Source organism: Streptomyces sp. NPDC020299 (genome assembly GCF_044387825.1).
GTDB lineage: Bacteria > Actinomycetota > Actinomycetes > Streptomycetales > Streptomycetaceae > Streptomyces.
Genome location: NZ_JBIRWL010000012.1, coordinates 174,848 through 190,948, shown reverse-complemented (window position 1 = coordinate 190,948; position 16,101 = coordinate 174,848). Strand labels below are relative to the sequence as shown.

The following is a 16,101-nucleotide window of genomic DNA, read 5'->3' as shown; positions in this document are numbered from 1 at the left end:
ACCCGCGTCAACCCTGCGTACCGCGACTTGTGAAGCCCTAGCACGGGGTCGCCCGGAAAGGGGTGGGTCCTGCGTGACTGGCTCTCCCGATGGCGTGGGTCTGATAGATGTGGAGCCCCCTATACGACCCCCGAGCAGATACGGGACGACGCGGACATGAGCGCCCCAACCCCGGCCCCCGGCGACGACAGGCCCCGCGAGGGCTACTACCCGGACCCGTCCATCCCCGGATACGTCCGGTACTGGAACGGCGCCGCCTGGGTGCCGGGCACCAGCCGGCCGGCCCCGGAGGACGGCGAGACGCTCGCTCCGCCGCCAGGTAACTGGCCGGACCGGTCACAGGGCCCGGCGTCGGCCCCGCCGTCGGTCGAGGAGACCGGCCCGCACTTCTTCGACGAGGACCCGCCGGCGGGCGGCCCGGCGGAACCGGCGTCGGCGTGGGGTGCCGACCGGGCGCAGCAGTCCGGCTTCGGCGGCGACCAGGACCGCCGGGTCTCCTGGGGCGCCGATCCGCGCATGCCCGACTCCCTGGCCCAGCCGGACGGCAGGGCGGCCCGCACCGACGGCACGGCGACGATCCCGCCCGCCGATCCGGACCCCGGCGACATCGACTCGGGCGGCACATTCGTCTTCAGGCGCCCGGCAGCCGGCTCCGCCGGTCCGGCGGACGACGGGACGATGACGTTCCGGCCCGTCTCCCCGAACGGCCCGGCCCCCGGCCAGGCGTCGGGCGGCCAGGCGTCGGGCGGTCAGGGCGCGGGGGGCTCGCGGTCCGGGTCGTTCGGTGTGCAGGGCCCCGTCGGGGCCGGTGGGCAGCAAGCAGGTGGCGCGGCTGCCTCCGGAGCCCCCTCCGGGCCCGGCTTCGGCGCCGGGAAGGCCGCCGCGGCCCGCGCGGCGGCGCAGGCGCAGGGCCCGGGCCAGGGCCAGGCCTGGGTCCCCGGCCAGGCCTCGGCCCCGCCCCAGGGAAGCGCCCCGGGCCACGGCCAGGCCCAGGTCCCCGGGCAGGCGCAGGGCGACACGGGCCGCGCTCAGGCGGGGCCGGTATCCGCCTCGGTACCTCCCCAGGCGAGCGCCCCGCTGTCCGGAGGCGGCGCCCCGATGGCCGGCGGGGTGGGCGGCGGGCAGTCGTCCTGGGCTCAGCAGGTGCACCGGCTCGCGGGCGCCGGGGACGACGAGCAGCCCGTGACACCGTGGAAGCCGCCGGTCGAGGACCCGTTCCAGGCGGTCGCCCGCCGGCAGGCGGCGGCGCGGCCCGCGGGCCTCGGCAAGCGGCTGGCCGCCCGCCTGGTCGACACGCTGGTCCTCGGCGCGGTCACCGCCGCGGCCGCCGTACCGCTGGGCGTCAAGGTGGTCGACCACGTCCAGGAGAAGATCGACGCGGCCAAGCTGTCCGGCCGTACCGTCACGGTCTGGCTGCTGGACGGCACGACCGGCGCCTACCTGGGCATCGTCCTGGCCGTCCTGCTCCTCGCCGGCGTGCTGTACGAGGTGCTGCCCACCGCCAAGTGGGGCCGCACACTGGGCAAGAAGCTGTGCGGCATCCAGGTCCGGGACATCGAGGGGCACGAGCCCCCGTCCTTCGGGCTCGCCCTGCGCCGCTGGCTGGTCTACAGCGTCCCCGGCCTGCTCGGCATCGGCGTCGTCGGCGTCCTGTGGTGCCTGTTCGACCGGCCCTGGCACCAGTGCTGGCACGACAAGGCGTCCCACACCTTCGTGGCGGGCTAGGGCACCCCTAGGGGCTGTCTGACAATTCCCGCCTGCCCCGCGACGCCTGGCACGCACGCTCGCCGCGTTGCCGAACCACCCACGTGGCTCCGCCACGAGGGCGCTCCGGCGCCTTGCGATCGCACGCACCAGACGCCGCGGGGCCCGCCCTTCGGGCGGACGACGGGAATTGTCAGACAGCCCCTAGGGCCCATCCCGTCTGCGTACTCCGGACGGCCGTCCGCCGGGTGCGGAGCCGGGGTGTTCGCGGTCCACTCGGGCCATGAGCAGCGAACCGCCCCCCGGCTCCGGACCGCAGCCCCCGGAGGACGACCCGTTCAGGAAACAGCCCCCGCCGGACCAGGGGCAGGGCTCGCCGTACGGCGGTGGGCAGCCGCCCCCCGGCGAGGGGCAGCAGCCGCCCTACGGTGGTCAGCAGCCCCCGTACGGCAGCCAGCCTCCGCCCTACGGCGGCCCGCCCGGTGCCGGCGGTTACCCCAGTGACCCGCTCGCCGGTATGCCCCCGCTCGCGGACAGCGGCAGGCGCACCCTGGCCCGCATCATCGACATGATCCTGGTGGGCATCGTGGTCTGGCTGCTCACCTGGGCGTTCGGGGTGCGCGAGTACCAGATGAACGGCGACCGGGTCGAGGTCGGCAAGGGGTTCACGCAGTCGCTCATCGCAGCCGTGCTCTACGTCGCCTACGACACCGTCCTGATCGCCAGGTCGGGCCAGACCCTCGGCAAGAAGTGGCTGCGCATGCGGGTGGCCGACCTCCACGACGGCAGCACGCCCTCCCGGCAGACCTCACTGTTGCGCGCCCTGGTGCTGTGGCTGCCGTTCGCGTTCTGCTGCGCCTGCATCTGGACGGCGATCTGCGGCGGCTGGAGCTTCTTCGACAAGCCCTACAAGCAGGGGCTGCACGACAAGGCCGCCAAGACGGTGGTGGTCAGCACCGGTTGACGGCCCGGCGGCTGTCAGGGTGCCGTGGGCTCGCGTACCGGCTCGACCGCGGCGGCCACCGGCTCCCGCTCCCGCCGCACGGGCACCCGCTCGCGGGCCACCGGCGCCGGGGCCGGTTCCTCGACCGGGGCGGCTGCCGGGGCGGCGACCGGCGCGGCGGCCGCGCGCTGCTTCGGCAGCGGGACCGTCATGGCGACCAGGAGCCCGAGGGCGAGTGCCGCGAGGGCGATGACCGCGATCCCGAGACCCGAACTCGTCTGTGACAGCAGCAGCATGGCGAGCGTCGAGAAGATCACGGTGCAGGAACCGTAGGCGAGCTGTGCGGCGGTCGGACGAGGCATGGCAATCGTGTCCTCGGAAGATTTGGGGGTGAGACGGGACGCCGGCCTGTGTTCCCGCCGACTTCCGGGCGTTCCACCATTCGACTCTATTCGGCTGGATGCCCGAGTGGAACGGCTGGTAAGCGTGACCTAACCCACGGTACCGGTGCACAGGGGGCGCACGGAGTCATGAGGTCCAGCAAGTGGACGGCTCACGCGCCCGTCGAGCGGGACGCGAGGTGTTCGTAAAGCGAACCCCCGCTCCGCATAGTGCACTTGACCTGCTCAAGTCAAGGTCTGTCTTTTCTCTTAAACCTCTAGTCAAATGTCGTCACTTGACTACACGCGTTGATCAGGCGCGCACGGGCTTCCTTCCATGACCGGGACCCTCCTTCCGTGCGCGCGGACGCGGGGGAGGAACTCAAGTGACCAGCAGACCCTGGACGTTCAGAGCGGCCGCGATCGGCGTCGCGCTCGCGGCGGCCTCCGCCACGTTCTCCACCTTCGCCGTTGCGGAGGCGAGCACCACCGCCAAGTCCGCTGCCGCCAACCGGCACGACCCGGCGCCGGTGAAGCAGCAGGAGCACGACCTCGACGGCCCGCTGAGCAAGACCCAGGAGGCCCAGCACCAAGAGGCCCTCAACCAGGTCATATCCGGCAAGGCCAAGGCCACGGAGCGCAACGGCTCGAAGGTCGTCCAGCTCAAGAGCAAGAAGGGCGACCCCAAGTACGTCGAGCTGAGCCGGGAGAAGACCGACAAGATCTTCACCATCCTGGTCGAGTTCGGCGACAAGACCGACCCGAAGTACGGCGGCACCGCGGGCCCCCTGCACAACCAGATAGCCGCGCCGGACCGTACGAAGGACAACTCGACGGCCTGGCAGAAGGACTACAACCAGAAGCACTTCCAGGACCTGTACTTCGGCACCGGCAAGAAGACCGAGTCGGTGAAGAAGTACTACGAGAAGCAGTCCTCGGGCCGCTACTCGGTGGACGGCGAGGTCGCCGACTGGGTCAAGGTCCCGTACAACGAGGCCCGTTACGGCAACAACGCCTGCGGCTCCACCAACTGCCCGAGCGTGTGGAACGTCGTCAGCGACGGCGTGACCGCCTGGGTCGCGCAGCAGAAGGCGGCCGGCAAGTCCGACGCGGCCATCAAGGCGGACCTGGCGCAGTTCGACCAGTGGGACCGCTACGACTACGACGGCGACGGCAACTTCAACGAGCCCGACGGCTACATCGACCACTTCCAGATCGTGCACGCCGGTGAGGACGAGTCCGCGGGCGGCGGCGTCCAGGGCACCGACGCGATCTGGGCGCACCGCTGGTACGCCTTCGGCACCGACGCCGGCGCCACCGGCCCGACGGGCAACAAGCTCGGCGGCACGCAGATCGGCGACAGCGGCATCTGGGTCGGCGACTACACCATCCAGCCGGAGAACGGCGGCCTGGGCGTCTACGCCCACGAGTACGGCCACGACCTCGGCCTGCCGGACGAGTACGACACCAACGGCGGCGAGAACTCCACCGGCTTCTGGACGCTGATGTCCTCCGGCTCCTGGCTGGGCACCGGCAAGGAGGCCATCGGCGACCTCCCCGGCGACATGAACGCCTGGGACAAGCTCCAGCTGGGCTGGCTCAACTACGACACCGCCAACGCCGGCGTGAAGTCCCGGCACCGGCTGGGCGTCGCCGAGTACAACACCAAGCGCGCGCAGGCACTGGTGGTCAACCTGCCCGACAAGGCGGTCAAGACCGAGGTCGTCACCCCCGCGCAGGGCTCGACCCAGTGGTGGAGCGGCAGCGGCAACGACCTGAAGAACACGCTGACCCGTTCCGTGGACCTCACCGGCAAGTCCTCGGCCACGCTGAGCCTCGACGGCTTCTACGACATCGAGGCCAACTACGACTTCCTCTACACCGAGGTGTCGACCGACGGCGGCGCCAACTGGACCGCGCTGGACGGCACGGTGGACGGCCAGGCCCTCCCGCGTGACGCCAGCAACACCCCGGCCCTGACCGGCACGGTCGACGGCTACAAGAAGCTGTCGTACTCCCTGGACGCCTACGCGGGCAAGAAGTTCCAGCTCCGCTTCCGCTACCAGACGGACGGCGGCGTGGCGCTGAAGGGCTTCGCGGCGGACGAGATCACGCTGACCGCCGACGGTTCGGCCGTGTTCTCCGACAACGCCGAGAGCGCGGACGCCGCTTGGACCGCGAACGGCTTCTCCCGCATCGGCGCGTCCTTCACCAAGGACTACAAGCAGTACTACATCGCCGAGAACCGCCAGTACGTGTCGTACGACAAGACCCTCAAGGTCGGCCCGTACAACTTCGGCTTCTCATCGACCCGTCCGGACTGGGTGGAGCACTACCCGTACCAGAACGGCCTGTTGATCTGGAAGTGGGACACCTCCCAGGCGGACAACAACACCAAGGACCACGCCGGCACCGGCCTGATCCTGCCGATCGACTCGCACCCCACCCCGCTGAAGTGGACCGACGGCACGCTGATGCGCAACCGCGTCCAGGCCTACGACTCGCCCTTCAGCCTGGATGGCACCGACGGCATCACGCTGCACAAGGCGGACGTCGCGACGGTGATCAAGGGGCAGAAGGGGGTGCCGGTCTTCAACGACCACACCAGCACCTACTACGACGCCTCGAACCCGGCGGCCGGGGTCAAGATCACTGACACCAACACCAAGATCGAGATCCGCAAGCAGAGCAAGGACGGCTCGGAGATCAGGCTGCAGGTCGGACCCGCGGTGAAGTAGTCCACGTTTCCGCAGGTCAGAAGCGTATCGGCGGTAGCCCCTTGGCGGGCTGCCGCCGATCGTGTTTAGGTGCGTCCTGTGGCTCTCTTATTGACACCGACCGACACGGGGGTATGACCGCATGGCCGCAGGAGGTTTCTGCAAGCTGCCGAACGGCACGGTGGTGGTGGCGCTGAACCTGCCCCGTCCCCCGGCCGGCGGCCCCGGCAGCGTCCGGGTGCTCGTGCACGCCCGGAACCGCGCCCGCGCCCTGACCAGGCTGCGCAATCTCGGCATGCGCGCGGTCTATCTGCGGGGGAACGCGGCCCCGCCGACCCCGGACGAGATCACCGCCGTACTGCACCACCCCGACGGCCTGATATGGCGGACGGCCCCCGACAACGGTGTCACCTCGCCCGAGCTGGTCACGGAGCTCTGGCGCCCGATCCGGTCCCTGCTGAGACAGCCGACGGCCCCGGTGTGAGGGAGAGCGGGGTCTGATCCGCCGGACGGGGCCGGGTCAGGCGGAGACGACCGGCTTGCCGGTCAGCTCCACCCCCGCCTCGCGCATCTCCTCCAGCGCCCGCTCGGTGGTCTCGGCGGACACCCCGGCGGTCAGGTCGAGCAGCACATGCGTGCGGAAGCCCGCGCGGGCGGCGTCCAGCGCGGTGGCGCGTACGCAGTGGTCGGTGGCGATGCCGACCACGTCCACCTCGTCGATCTGCCGGGCCCGTAGCCAGTCCGCCAGGCCGACGCCGTTCTCGTCCGCCCCCTCGAAGCCGCTGTACGCCCCCGTGTACGCCCCCTTGTCGAACACGGCGTCGATCGCGCCCGAGGCCACGGCGGGGGCGAAGTTCGGGTGGAAGCCCACGCCCTCGGTGCCGGCGACGCAGTGCGCGGGCCAGGAGTGGACGAAGTCGGGGTTGTCGGCGAAGTGGCCGCCGGGCGCGATGTGGTGGTCGCGGCTGGCCACCACGTGCCGGTATCCGGCGGGGGCCTGCCCGATCAGCTCGGTGATGGCGGCGGCCACGTCGGCACCACCGGCCACCGCGAGGCTGCCCCCCTCGCAGAAGTCGTTCTGCACGTCTACGACGATCAAGGCGCGGCGCATGGTCGGTGTCCTTCGGCTATGGGATCTCGAGTGATGAGGGGGCGCGGGCCCGGGAGGGAACCTCCGAGCCTAGAGACTTCACACCGGGCGCGGGAGGGGGCACGCACCGCGCGCGGGCGCGGCGCGCTCCGGGAATGCGCCCCAGGGCCCGCCAGGCCGGTTCCCGCCCGTCTCACGGCCCCCGGCCCCCTCCCCCCGTATCCGACCGCGCTCCCGGTGACGACAGGAGCTAGCTACCCGAGCCCGCGTGGACGTACTCCGTCGGGATGACCGGTTCGCCGCGGCGGACCGCGGGGGCCGTCCGCGGCGATTCACTGCGCCCGGTCCCTCCCCTTGTCCGACCGCGCTCGCGGTGACGACAGGGCCTAGCTGCCCGAGTCCGCGTGGGCGTACTCGGTCGGGATGACCGGTTCGCCGCGGATGCGCCCTGGGGGGCCGCCCCGACGGTTCACGGCGCTCGGTTCTTTCCCGTGTCCGACCGCGCTCCCGGTGACGACAGGAGCTAGCTGCCCGAGCCCGCCTGGACGTACTCCGTCGGGATGACCGGTTCGCCGCGGGAGAGCTGGGTCGCGGACAGGGGCAGAAGGGCGCGGGCGGCGGCGTGGCGGTCGCGGGCGGCGTCCAGGGGCTCGCGGGCGACGATCTCGCCGCCCTTGACCAGCTCGACGAGGAGCTGCCGGTCGGCGAGCTGCTTGGGGACCGGGCCCGTGCCGACGACCTCGGCCTCCGCCACGCCGTACGCGTCCAGCCGCCGCGCCGCCCATTTACGGCCGCCGATCGAGGTCTTGCCGCCCCTGGCCTTCTTCGCCACCGGCACCAGCGGCGCCTTCGGCTCGTCCGACTCGGCGCGCGCGACCAGCTTGTAGACCATGGCGGACGTCGGGTGCCCGGAGCCGGTCACCAGCTGGGTGCCGACGCCGTACGCGTCCACCGGCGCCGCCGCCAGCGAGGCGATGGCGTACTCGTCCAGATCCGAGGTCACGATGATCTTCGTGTCCCGCGCACCCAGCTCGTCCAGCTGCTGCCGCACCCGGTGGGCGACCAGCAGCAGGTCGCCGGAGTCGATACGCACGGCGCCCAGCTCGGGCCCGGCGACCTCGACGGCCGTCCGGACCGCCTCCGCGACGTCGTAGGTGTCCACCAGCAGGGTGGTGCCCCGGCCCAGCGAGTCCACCTGGGCCTGGAAGGCGTCCCGCTCGCAGTCGTGCAGCAGGGTGAAGGCGTGGGCGGAGGTGCCGACGGTCGGGATGTTGTAGCGGAAGCCGGCGGCGAGGTCGGAGGTGGAGGCGAAGCCGCCGATGTAGGCGGCGCGGGACGCGGCGACGGCGGACAGCTCGTGGGTGCGGCGGGCGCCCATCTCGATCAGCGGCCGGCCGCCGGCGGCGGAGTCCATCCGGGAGGCCGCGGCCGCGATCGCCGAGTCGTGGTTGAGGATCGACAGGACCACCGTCTCCAGCAGCACGCACTCGGCGAAGGAGCCCTCGACCCGCATCAGGGGCGAACCCGGGAAGTACATCTCGCCCTCCGGGTAGCCCCAGATGTCACCCGAGAAGCGGTAGCCGGCCAGCCACTTGAGTGTGGTCTCGTCGACGATCCTCCGCTCGCGCAGGAAGCCGAGGACGCCGTTGTCGAAGCGGAAGTTCTCCACCGCGTCCAGCACCCGGCCGACGCCCGCGAGGACGCCGTAGCGGCGCCCGTCCGGCAACCGCCGGGTGAAGACCTCGAAGACGCTGCGCCGTTCGGCCGTACCCGCCTTCAGGGCGGCCTGCAGCATCGTCAACTCGTACTGGTCGGTGAAGAGCGCCGTCGAGGGGACGTCCACCGGCAGTCCAAGGTCCGCTACAGCCACGAAAGCTCTCCTCATCACGACTCTTCGGATGCCCCCAGCCCCGGCCGGGGGTCCGGGGGTTGTCCCCCGGTGTGTGCGGCATGGGAGTCGATCGTACTCCTATCTCGTCAGTGTGACGATTTCTGGCGTGCGTGGCAGCATGGGCGATGTGACGTCACCCGCTCCCGTAGAGATCGAACGAACCGAATCGGCGGAGGAGGTCTTCGCCGTCCCCGAGCCCGACGTCCCGTGGGTCACGATCGTCCACAACGACCCGGTCAACCTCATGAGCTATGTGACGTACGTCTTCCAGACGTACTTCGGGTACACCAAGGACAAGGCCACCAAGCTCATGCTCGACGTCCACCACAAGGGCCGGGCGGTCGTCTCCAGCGGCAGCCGCGAGGAGATGGAACGCGACGTGCAGGCGATGCACGGCTACGGTCTGTGGGCCACTCTTCAGCAGGACCGGAAGTAACCGGAAGTACCGGAAGTAACCAGAAGCAGACCGGAGTAAACGACCCACCGATGCCCGGAACCTTCGAACCGCTCCCCGGCGGCGGCGCGGCCGTCGCGCTCGACTACGTCGAGATCTCCATCATCCGGTCGCTGGCCGTCCAGCTCCTGGAACTCATCGGCCCCGGCCCCGCCGAGGACGCCCCCGCCGACCCGCTCGCCGAGCTGTTCGCCGAGGGCCCGAGCGAGCCGCCGGCCGACCCGGTGCTGCGACGCCTCTTCCCGGACGCCTACGTCGACCCGGAGCAGACCCCCGCCTCGCCGCAGGACGCCGAGGAGCGGCACGCCCACTCCGCCGAGTTCCGCCGCTTCACCGAGAACGACCTGCGGGCGGGCAAGCGGGACAACGCGCTGTCGGTGATCCGCACGTTGGACGCGCTGGGGTCCGCCGGCGAGGACGAGGCGATTCTCAGCCTGAGCACCGAGGAGTCCCGGCAGTGGCTGGGCGCCCTCAACGATCTCCGTCTGGCGATAGGCGCCCGGCTGGAGATTTCCGACGAGGACGACACCGACCTGCTCTACCGGCTCTCGGACGAGGACCCGCGCAAGCCGATGGTGATGGCGTACCTCTGGCTGGGCGGGCTTCAGGAGACGCTTGTCTCGACCCTGATGCCCTAATTATTCCGATTTTCTGTTCGCTCAGCGGACGCTCAAATCCGGATAACGATCGCGTTACCACTGCGGCCTGTTTTGCCGCACCTGGGGGCCATTTGCCCCCTTTTTCCTGTGCGGTGCGCCACATTCCGCAAGGGTGATCAATATTGCGGCCGTGATAAATCTTCACGACCGCCCGGCCAACACCACCCATGTTCGGCCGGGTGCGCCACCGAGCCGGCAACCGCCGGCCAGGCACGGGCGGGCTCGCGAAACCCGCTCACTCCAGTCATCCGGGGGGATCGAAACCCGGTCCGAGGCCGACCAGCGGCCCGGGTCGGCATGGAGAAAGGCGCACCACACATGACCTCTTCGCAGGTCACCGAGGCCACCGAGGCCCCGGAAGAGGGCTACGAGCGCGGGCTCGGCAGCCGGCAGGTCCAGATGATCGCGATCGGCGGCGCCATCGGCGTCGGCCTGTTCCTGGGCGCCGGGGCGAACATCGCCAAGGCCGGCCCCAGCCTGATCCTCATGTACGCCCTCGCAGGCGTGATCATCTTCTTCATCATGCGGGCGCTCGGCGAGCTCCTGCTCTACCGACCGGTCTCGGGCTCCTTCGCGGAGTACTCCCGCGAGTTCCTCGGCCCGTTCTTCGGCTACTTCACCGGCTGGACGTACTGGCTGATGTGGGTCGTCACCGGCATGGCCGAGCTGACGGCCGCCGCGATCTACGTCAACTACTGGTTCCCCGCCATCCCCCAGTGGGTGACGGCACTGGTGTTCCTCGTCGTGCTGTTCGTGGCCAACCTGATCTCGGTCAAGCTCTTCGGCGAGATCGAGTTCTGGTTCTCGATGGTCAAGGTCACCGCGCTGGTCGGCATGATCGTGATCGGCCTCGGAGTGCTCACCTTCGGCTTCAGCGCCGCCGGGGACACCGCCTCCGTCGCCAACCTCTGGCAGTTCGACGGCTTCTTCCCCAAGGGTGTCGGCTCCTCCCTGATGACCCTCCAGGGCGTCATGTTCGCCTACCTCGCCGTCGAGCTGGTCGGCGTCACGGCCGGGGAGTCCGAGGACCCGGAGAAGACCCTCCCGAAGGCGATCAACACGCTGCCCTGGCGCATCGCGCTGTTCTACGTCGGCGCCCTCACCGTCATCCTGTGCGTGGTGAAGTGGACCCAGTTCGCGGCGGGCGTCAGCCCCTTCGTGAAGGCGTTCGCGATGATCGGCATCCCGGCCGGCGCCGGCATCGTCAACTTCGTGGTGCTCACCGCCGCCCTGTCGTCCTGCAACTCCGGCATGTACTCCACGGGCCGCATGCTGCGCACCCTCGCGGACAACGGCGAGGCCCCCCGCGCCTTCAGCAGGCTCTCCGCCTCCAAGACCCCCGCGCTCGGCATCACCGTCTCGGTCGCCTTCATGGGCATCGGCGTGATCCTCAACTACATCGTCCCGGAGAAGGCCTTCGGCTACGTCACCTCGGTGGCGACCGCGGCCGGCATCTGGACCTGGCTGATGATCCTGGTCAGCCACGTCCTCTACCGCCGCGCGGTGGACGCGGGCCGGCTGCCCGCCTCCTCCTTCCCGGCGCCGGGCGGCGCGGTGTGCTCGTACATCGCCATCGTCTTCCTGCTCTTCGTCACCGGTCTGATCGCCTACGACGCCGACTCGCGCGTCTGCCTGTACGTGATGGCCGGCTGGGCCGCCGCCCTCGGCGTCGGCTGGCTGGCGCTGAAGGCCCGCAACCCGGAGGTCGCCGACCGCCGTGAGCCGGAGCTCGAGAAGGTCGGCTGACCCGCACTTCTGATCCTCACCGCGGACGTCCGGCCGCAGCGGGTTCTCGTGGCACCCGCTCCGGCTGCCGCTCAGGGCGTCCGGCATACGGGCCGCCCGTACCACACCTCGGTACGGGCGGCCCTACTGCTTATATTGGCGGACATGCTGACCATCACCCAGGCCCTCGTCGACCAGATCGTCGCGCACGCGCGCAAGGACCACCCCGACGAGGCGTGCGGCGTCGTGGCGGGCCCGGCCGGTTCGGACCGCCCCGAGCGCTTCATCCCCATGCTGAACGCGGCCATGTCGCCCACGTTCTACGAGTTCGACTCCGGCGACCTCCTCAAGCTCTACCGCGAGATGGACGACCGCGACGAGGAGCCGGTGGTGATCTACCACTCCCACACGGCGACCGAGGCCTACCCGTCCCGCACCGACATCAGCTACGCCAACGAGCCCGGCGCCCACTACGTCCTGGTGTCCACCGCCGACACCGACGGCCTCGGCGACTTCCAGTTCCGCTCGTACCGCATCGTGGAGGGCGAGGTCACGGAGGAGGAAGTCAAGATCGTGGAGAGCTACTGAGGCCGCACGATCTCGCCACGTCCGCGCCGCGATCCCGCCGCTATCTCGCAGTTCGATCAGTATTCATCCAGCATGCGAGACCACACTCCGGTACCCGGACCGGGAATCGATACGATGACCCCATGGTTCTGAACGACGTGAGCGAGAAGGCGCCGAGTTTGCTGCTCGTGGCGCGGCTGCACGTCGACCTGTGCAGGCTGAACAGCGCCATCTGTTGACGCTGCCCTGCCGCCGTACGGCCTGAGCCGCGGCACCCCGAGCACGACCCGCACTCCGCGCCGCCGCGCGCCCACAGACCAGACACTTTCCGACAGGAGCCCGCAACCATGGCCATCGAGGTCCGCATCCCCACCATCCTCCGCACCTACACCGACGGTCAGAAGGCGGTGGAGGGCAGTGGTGAGACCCTCGCCGACCTGTTCGCCGACCTCGAGACCCGGCACTCGGGCATCCAGGCCCGCATCGTGGACAACGGCCAGCTGCGCCGCTTCGTCAACGTCTACCTGAACGACGAGGACGTCCGCTTCCTCGACAACATCAACACCAAGCTGTCCGACGGCGACAACGTGACGATCCTGCCCGCCGTCGCCGGCGGCATGGCCTGATCGGCCGCTGATCAGCGATGCGCTACGACTCCCCGCTGGCCGCGGTGGGCAACACCCCTCTGGTGCGCCTGCCGCGGCTGTCGCCGTCCCCCGAGGTCCGTATCTGGGCCAAGCTCGAGGACCGCAACCCCACCGGCTCGGTCAAGGACCGTCCCGCGCTGCACATGATCGAGCAGGCGGAGAAGGACGGCCGGCTCACCCCCGGCTGCACGATCCTGGAGCCGACCTCCGGCAACACCGGCATCTCCCTCGCCATGGCCGCCAAGCTCAAGGGCTACCGGATGGTGTGCGTGATGCCGGAGAACACCTCGCAGGAGCGCCGGGACCTGCTCGGCATGTGGGGCGCGGAGATCATCTCCTCCCCGGCGGCCGGCGGCTCCAACACGGCCGTGCGCGTCGCCAAGGAGCTGTCCGCCGAGCACCCGGACTGGGTGATGCTCTACCAGTACGGCAACCCGGACAACGCGGGCGCCCACTACGCCACGACCGGCCCGGAGATCCTCGCCGACCTGCCCTCGATCACCCACTTCGTCGCGGGCCTGGGCACCACCGGCACCCTGATGGGCGTCGGCCGCTTCCTGCGCGAGCACAAGCCGGACGTGCGGATCGTCGCCGCCGAACCGCGCTACGACGACCTGGTGTACGGCCTGCGCAACCTCGACGAGGGCTTCGTACCGGAGCTGTACGACGCCTCCGTCCTCACCACCCGCTTCTCCGTCGGCTCGGCCGACGCGGTCACCCGCACCCGTGAACTCCTCCAGCAGGAGGGCATCTTCGCGGGCGTCTCCACCGGCGCCGCCCTGCACGCGGCGATCGGCGTCGGCAACAAGGCGATCAAGGCGGGGGAGTCCGCCGACATCGTCTTCATCGTGGCCGACGGAGGCTGGAAGTACCTCTCGACCGGCGTCTACACGGCGGCCACCACCGAGGCGGCCATCGAGACGCTCCAGGGCCAGCTCTGGGCATAGGGCTCATCATCGAAGCGCCATCCCCCTCCTATGAGGGGGCTAAGCGCTGTCCACAGGACGGCAAAGAACCCCGTCCGGGTCTGCCGCCGCCCGGCCGTGGGGGCTACGTTCTGCCCGCACCCTGTCATGTCTTGCTCAGCTCGGCACGCGGGGTGTTCCCCTTTCCGGAAGCCCTTCCGGAAACATCTCCTCAGTAATGTCATGCTCATGACTGCGCGGTTTCGCCGCCGCTACGCGCGTCACGGGCCTGCCCATCCAGCTCGACCCCACCGATGGAGGCAGAACCCCATGCGTGAGTCACGCCCGAGCAGGCGGAGACGGAGCCTGCGCAGACTCCTCGCCGTCGCCATGCCCGCCCTCGCCCTCACCGTCGCCGGACTCGTCGCGGCACCCACCGCCGGGGCCCAGGCCACCCCCGCCGCCGCCGCCGCGACCCACACCTCCCGCACCACCCAGAACGCCAAGGCCCTCACCGCCCCCGAGCGCCAGACCTTCCACTCCACCGGCAAGGCCGGCCAGAAGGTCCCCACCACGCACCTGTGCGCCACCGCGAAGCCCGGCCACGCCACCTGCTTCGCCCAGCGCCGCACCGACATCAGGCAACGGCTCGCCGCCGCGGTCGCCGCCGCGCCCTCCGGCCTCAGCCCGGCCAACCTGCACAGCGCGTACGCCCTGCCCTCGACCGGCGGCTCCGGCCTGACCGTCGCCGTCGTCGACGCCTACAACGACCCCAACGCCGCCTCCGACCTGGCCACTTACCGCTCGACATACGGCCTGTCGGCCTGCACGGTCGCCAACGGCTGCTTCAAGCAGGTCAGCCAGACCGGCTCCACCACCTCCCTGCCGACCAACGACAGCGGCTGGGCGGGCGAGGAGGCGCTCGACATCGACATGGTCAGCGCGGTCTGCCCCAACTGCAACATCATCCTCGTCGAGGCCAACTCCGCCACCGACTCCGACCTCGGCGCCGCCGAGAACGAGGCCGTCGCGCTCGGCGCCAAGTTCGTCTCCAACAGCTGGGGCGGCTCCGAGTCCTCCTCGCAGACCAGCGAGGACACCTCCTACTTCAAGCACCCCGGCGTCGCCATCACCGTCTCCTCCGGCGACGAGGCCTACGGCGCCGAATACCCGGCGACCTCCCAGTACGTCACCGCCGTCGGCGGCACCGCGCTGTCCACGTCCTCCAACTCCCGAGGCTGGACCGAGTCCGTGTGGAAGACGTCCAGCACCGAGGGCACCGGCTCCGGCTGCTCCTCGTACGACGCCAAGCCGAGCTGGCAGACCGACACCGGCTGCTCCAAGCGCATGGAGGCCGACGTCTCCGCCGTCGCCGACCCCGCCACCGGCGTCGCGGTCTACGACACCTACGGCGGCTCCGGCTGGGCCGTCTACGGCGGCACCAGCGCCTCCGCGCCCATCATCGCGGGCGTGTACGCCCTCGCCGGCACCCCGGGCTCCAGTGACTACCCGGCGAAGTACCCCTACAGCCACACCGGCAACCTGTACGACGTCACCAGCGGCAACAACGGCAGCTGCTCCACCTCGTACTTCTGCACCGCGGGCACCGGATACGACGGCCCGACCGGCTGGGGCACCCCCGACGGCACCGCCGCCTTCACCTCCGGCACCAGCACCGGCAACACCGTGACCGTCACCAACCCCGGCAGCCAGTCGACCACCACCGGCGGCACGGCCAGCCTCCAGATCAGCGCCAGCGACAGCGCGGGCGCCACCCTCACCTACAGCGCCAGCGGCCTGCCCACCGGCCTGTCGATCAACAGCTCCACCGGCCTGATCTCCGGCACCGCGTCCACCGCGGGCACCTACACCGTCACCGTCACCGCGAAGGACTCCACCGGCGCCTCCGGCTCCGCCTCCTTCACCTGGACGGTGAGCTCCAGCGGGGGCGGCGGCACCTGCACCTCGGCGCAGCTGCTCGGCAACCCCGGCTTCGAGTCCGGCAGCACCACCTGGACCGCCTCCAGCGGCGTCATCACCAACGAAAGCGGCCAGAGCGCCCACGGCGGCTCGTACTACGCCTGGCTCGACGGCTACGGCTCCACCCACACCGACACGCTGTCCCAGTCGGTGACCATCCCCTCCGGCTGCAAGGCCACCTTCACCTTCTACCTGCACGTCGACACGGCGGAGACCAGCACCAGCACCGCCTACGACAAGCTGACGGTGACCGCCGGTTCGACCACCCTGGCCACCTACTCCAACCTCAACAAGGCCTCCGGCTACACCCAGAAGTCCTTCGACCTGTCCTCGTACGCCGGTTCCACGGTCACGCTGAAGTTCAGCGGGGCCGAGGACTCCTCGCTCCAGACCAGCTTCGTCCTGGACGACACCGCCGTGACGACCAGCTGACCCAGCG

The 16,101-nt window shown here is 70.5% G+C and carries 15 protein-coding genes; 12 read left to right on the top strand and 3 right to left on the bottom strand.

What is annotated here, in order from left to right:
• Window positions 1–156 precede the first annotated feature (156 nt).
• Together ACH45E_RS29065 and ACH45E_RS29060 are read left to right on the top strand one after the other, a co-directional pair.
• Complete coding sequence (locus ACH45E_RS29065; protein WP_361453017.1) at window positions 157–1,725, top strand: RDD family protein; 1,569 nt, start codon at window positions 157–159, stop codon at window positions 1,723–1,725.
• A 262-nt stretch (window positions 1,726–1,987) separates the two neighbouring features.
• On the top strand, window positions 1,988–2,668 hold the full coding sequence (locus ACH45E_RS29060; protein WP_361450284.1) for an RDD family protein: 681 nt from the start codon (window positions 1,988–1,990) through the stop codon (window positions 2,666–2,668).
• A 14-nt stretch (window positions 2,669–2,682) separates the two neighbouring features.
• On the opposite strand, the gene ACH45E_RS29055 is transcribed toward ACH45E_RS29060, so the two are convergent.
• Window positions 2,683–3,009, bottom strand: coding sequence for a hypothetical protein (locus tag ACH45E_RS29055; protein ID WP_361450287.1), 327 nt, complete (start codon window positions 3,007–3,009; stop codon window positions 2,683–2,685).
• Window positions 3,010–3,413: 404 nt separating this feature from the next.
• Here ACH45E_RS29055 and ACH45E_RS29050 point away from each other — a divergent pair, with 404 nt between their 5' ends.
• Entirely contained in the window at window positions 3,414–5,765 is a 2,352-nt protein-coding gene (locus ACH45E_RS29050; protein WP_361450290.1) for an immune inhibitor A domain-containing protein, read from the top strand.
• A gap of 121 nt (window positions 5,766–5,886) precedes the next feature.
• Window positions 5,887–6,228 carry a hypothetical protein gene (locus tag ACH45E_RS29045; protein ID WP_361450293.1) on the top strand — a complete coding sequence of 114 codons (342 nt, stop codon included), beginning with the start codon at window positions 5,887–5,889 and terminating at the stop codon, window positions 6,226–6,228.
• 36 nt (window positions 6,229–6,264) lie between these two features.
• On the opposite strand, the gene ACH45E_RS29040 is transcribed toward ACH45E_RS29045, so the two are convergent.
• Together ACH45E_RS29040 and ACH45E_RS29035 are read right to left on the bottom strand one after the other, a co-directional pair.
• Window positions 6,265–6,855, bottom strand: coding sequence for a nicotinamidase (locus tag ACH45E_RS29040; RefSeq protein ID WP_361450296.1), 591 nt, complete (start codon window positions 6,853–6,855; stop codon window positions 6,265–6,267).
• Window positions 6,856–7,357: 502 nt separating this feature from the next.
• The gene (locus ACH45E_RS29035; RefSeq protein WP_361450299.1) at window positions 7,358–8,704 is read right to left on the bottom strand and encodes a nicotinate phosphoribosyltransferase; all 1,347 of its coding nucleotides are present in this window, start codon (window positions 8,702–8,704) and stop codon (window positions 7,358–7,360) included.
• 139 nt (window positions 8,705–8,843) lie between these two features.
• Between ACH45E_RS29035 and clpS the strand changes: the two genes are divergently transcribed.
• The 8 genes from clpS to ACH45E_RS28995 all read left to right on the top strand — a co-directional run bounded on the left by clpS (window position 8,844) and on the right by ACH45E_RS28995 (window position 16,094).
• Window positions 8,844–9,161: an ATP-dependent Clp protease adapter ClpS gene (clpS, locus tag ACH45E_RS29030; protein WP_361450748.1), complete on the top strand. Its 318-nt coding sequence runs from the start codon at window positions 8,844–8,846 to the stop codon at window positions 9,159–9,161.
• Between the two features lie 50 nt (window positions 9,162–9,211).
• A complete protein-coding gene (locus ACH45E_RS29025) occupies window positions 9,212–9,817 on the top strand; it encodes a DUF2017 domain-containing protein (protein WP_361450302.1) in 606 nt (201 codons plus the stop codon).
• 339 nt (window positions 9,818–10,156) lie between these two features.
• The gene (locus tag ACH45E_RS29020) at window positions 10,157–11,584 is read left to right on the top strand and encodes an amino acid permease (protein WP_361450305.1); all 1,428 of its coding nucleotides are present in this window, start codon (window positions 10,157–10,159) and stop codon (window positions 11,582–11,584) included.
• A gap of 144 nt (window positions 11,585–11,728) precedes the next feature.
• On the top strand, window positions 11,729–12,151 hold the full coding sequence (locus ACH45E_RS29015; RefSeq protein ID WP_361450308.1) for a M67 family metallopeptidase: 423 nt from the start codon (window positions 11,729–11,731) through the stop codon (window positions 12,149–12,151).
• Window positions 12,152–12,273: 122 nt separating this feature from the next.
• Window positions 12,274–12,369 carry a putative leader peptide gene (locus tag ACH45E_RS29010; RefSeq protein ID WP_361450311.1) on the top strand — a complete coding sequence of 32 codons (96 nt, stop codon included), beginning with the start codon at window positions 12,274–12,276 and terminating at the stop codon, window positions 12,367–12,369.
• A 108-nt stretch (window positions 12,370–12,477) separates the two neighbouring features.
• Entirely contained in the window at window positions 12,478–12,756 is a 279-nt protein-coding gene (locus ACH45E_RS29005) for a MoaD/ThiS family protein (protein WP_361450314.1), read from the top strand.
• Window positions 12,757–12,773: 17 nt separating this feature from the next.
• Window positions 12,774–13,724 (top strand): cysteine synthase, encoded by a 951-nt coding sequence (locus ACH45E_RS29000; protein ID WP_361450317.1) that lies wholly within the window; start codon window positions 12,774–12,776, stop codon window positions 13,722–13,724.
• Window positions 13,725–14,012: 288 nt separating this feature from the next.
• A complete protein-coding gene (locus tag ACH45E_RS28995; protein ID WP_361450320.1) occupies window positions 14,013–16,094 on the top strand; it encodes a putative Ig domain-containing protein in 2,082 nt (693 codons plus the stop codon).
• Window positions 16,095–16,101 lie beyond the last annotated feature (7 nt).

Coding starts and splice junctions, on each gene's coding strand:
- ACH45E_RS29065 (WP_361453017.1), top strand. CDS start 157: ATGAGCGCCCCAACCCCGGCCCCCGGCGACGACAGGCCCCGCGAGGGC.
- ACH45E_RS29060 (WP_361450284.1), top strand. CDS start 1,988: ATGAGCAGCGAACCGCCCCCCGGCTCCGGACCGCAGCCCCCGGAGGAC.
- ACH45E_RS29055 (WP_361450287.1), bottom strand. CDS start 3,009: ATGCCTCGTCCGACCGCCGCACAGCTCGCCTACGGTTCCTGCACCGTG.
- ACH45E_RS29045 (WP_361450293.1), top strand. CDS start 5,887: ATGGCCGCAGGAGGTTTCTGCAAGCTGCCGAACGGCACGGTGGTGGTG.
- ACH45E_RS29040 (WP_361450296.1), bottom strand. CDS start 6,855: ATGCGCCGCGCCTTGATCGTCGTAGACGTGCAGAACGACTTCTGCGAG.
- clpS (WP_361450748.1), top strand. CDS start 8,844: ATGGGCGATGTGACGTCACCCGCTCCCGTAGAGATCGAACGAACCGAA.
- ACH45E_RS29025 (WP_361450302.1), top strand. CDS start 9,212: ATGCCCGGAACCTTCGAACCGCTCCCCGGCGGCGGCGCGGCCGTCGCG.
- ACH45E_RS29020 (WP_361450305.1), top strand. CDS start 10,157: ATGACCTCTTCGCAGGTCACCGAGGCCACCGAGGCCCCGGAAGAGGGC.
- ACH45E_RS29015 (WP_361450308.1), top strand. CDS start 11,729: ATGCTGACCATCACCCAGGCCCTCGTCGACCAGATCGTCGCGCACGCG.
- ACH45E_RS29010 (WP_361450311.1), top strand. CDS start 12,274: ATGGTTCTGAACGACGTGAGCGAGAAGGCGCCGAGTTTGCTGCTCGTG.
- ACH45E_RS29005 (WP_361450314.1), top strand. CDS start 12,478: ATGGCCATCGAGGTCCGCATCCCCACCATCCTCCGCACCTACACCGAC.
- ACH45E_RS29000 (WP_361450317.1), top strand. CDS start 12,774: ATGCGCTACGACTCCCCGCTGGCCGCGGTGGGCAACACCCCTCTGGTG.
- ACH45E_RS28995 (WP_361450320.1), top strand. CDS start 14,013: ATGCGTGAGTCACGCCCGAGCAGGCGGAGACGGAGCCTGCGCAGACTC.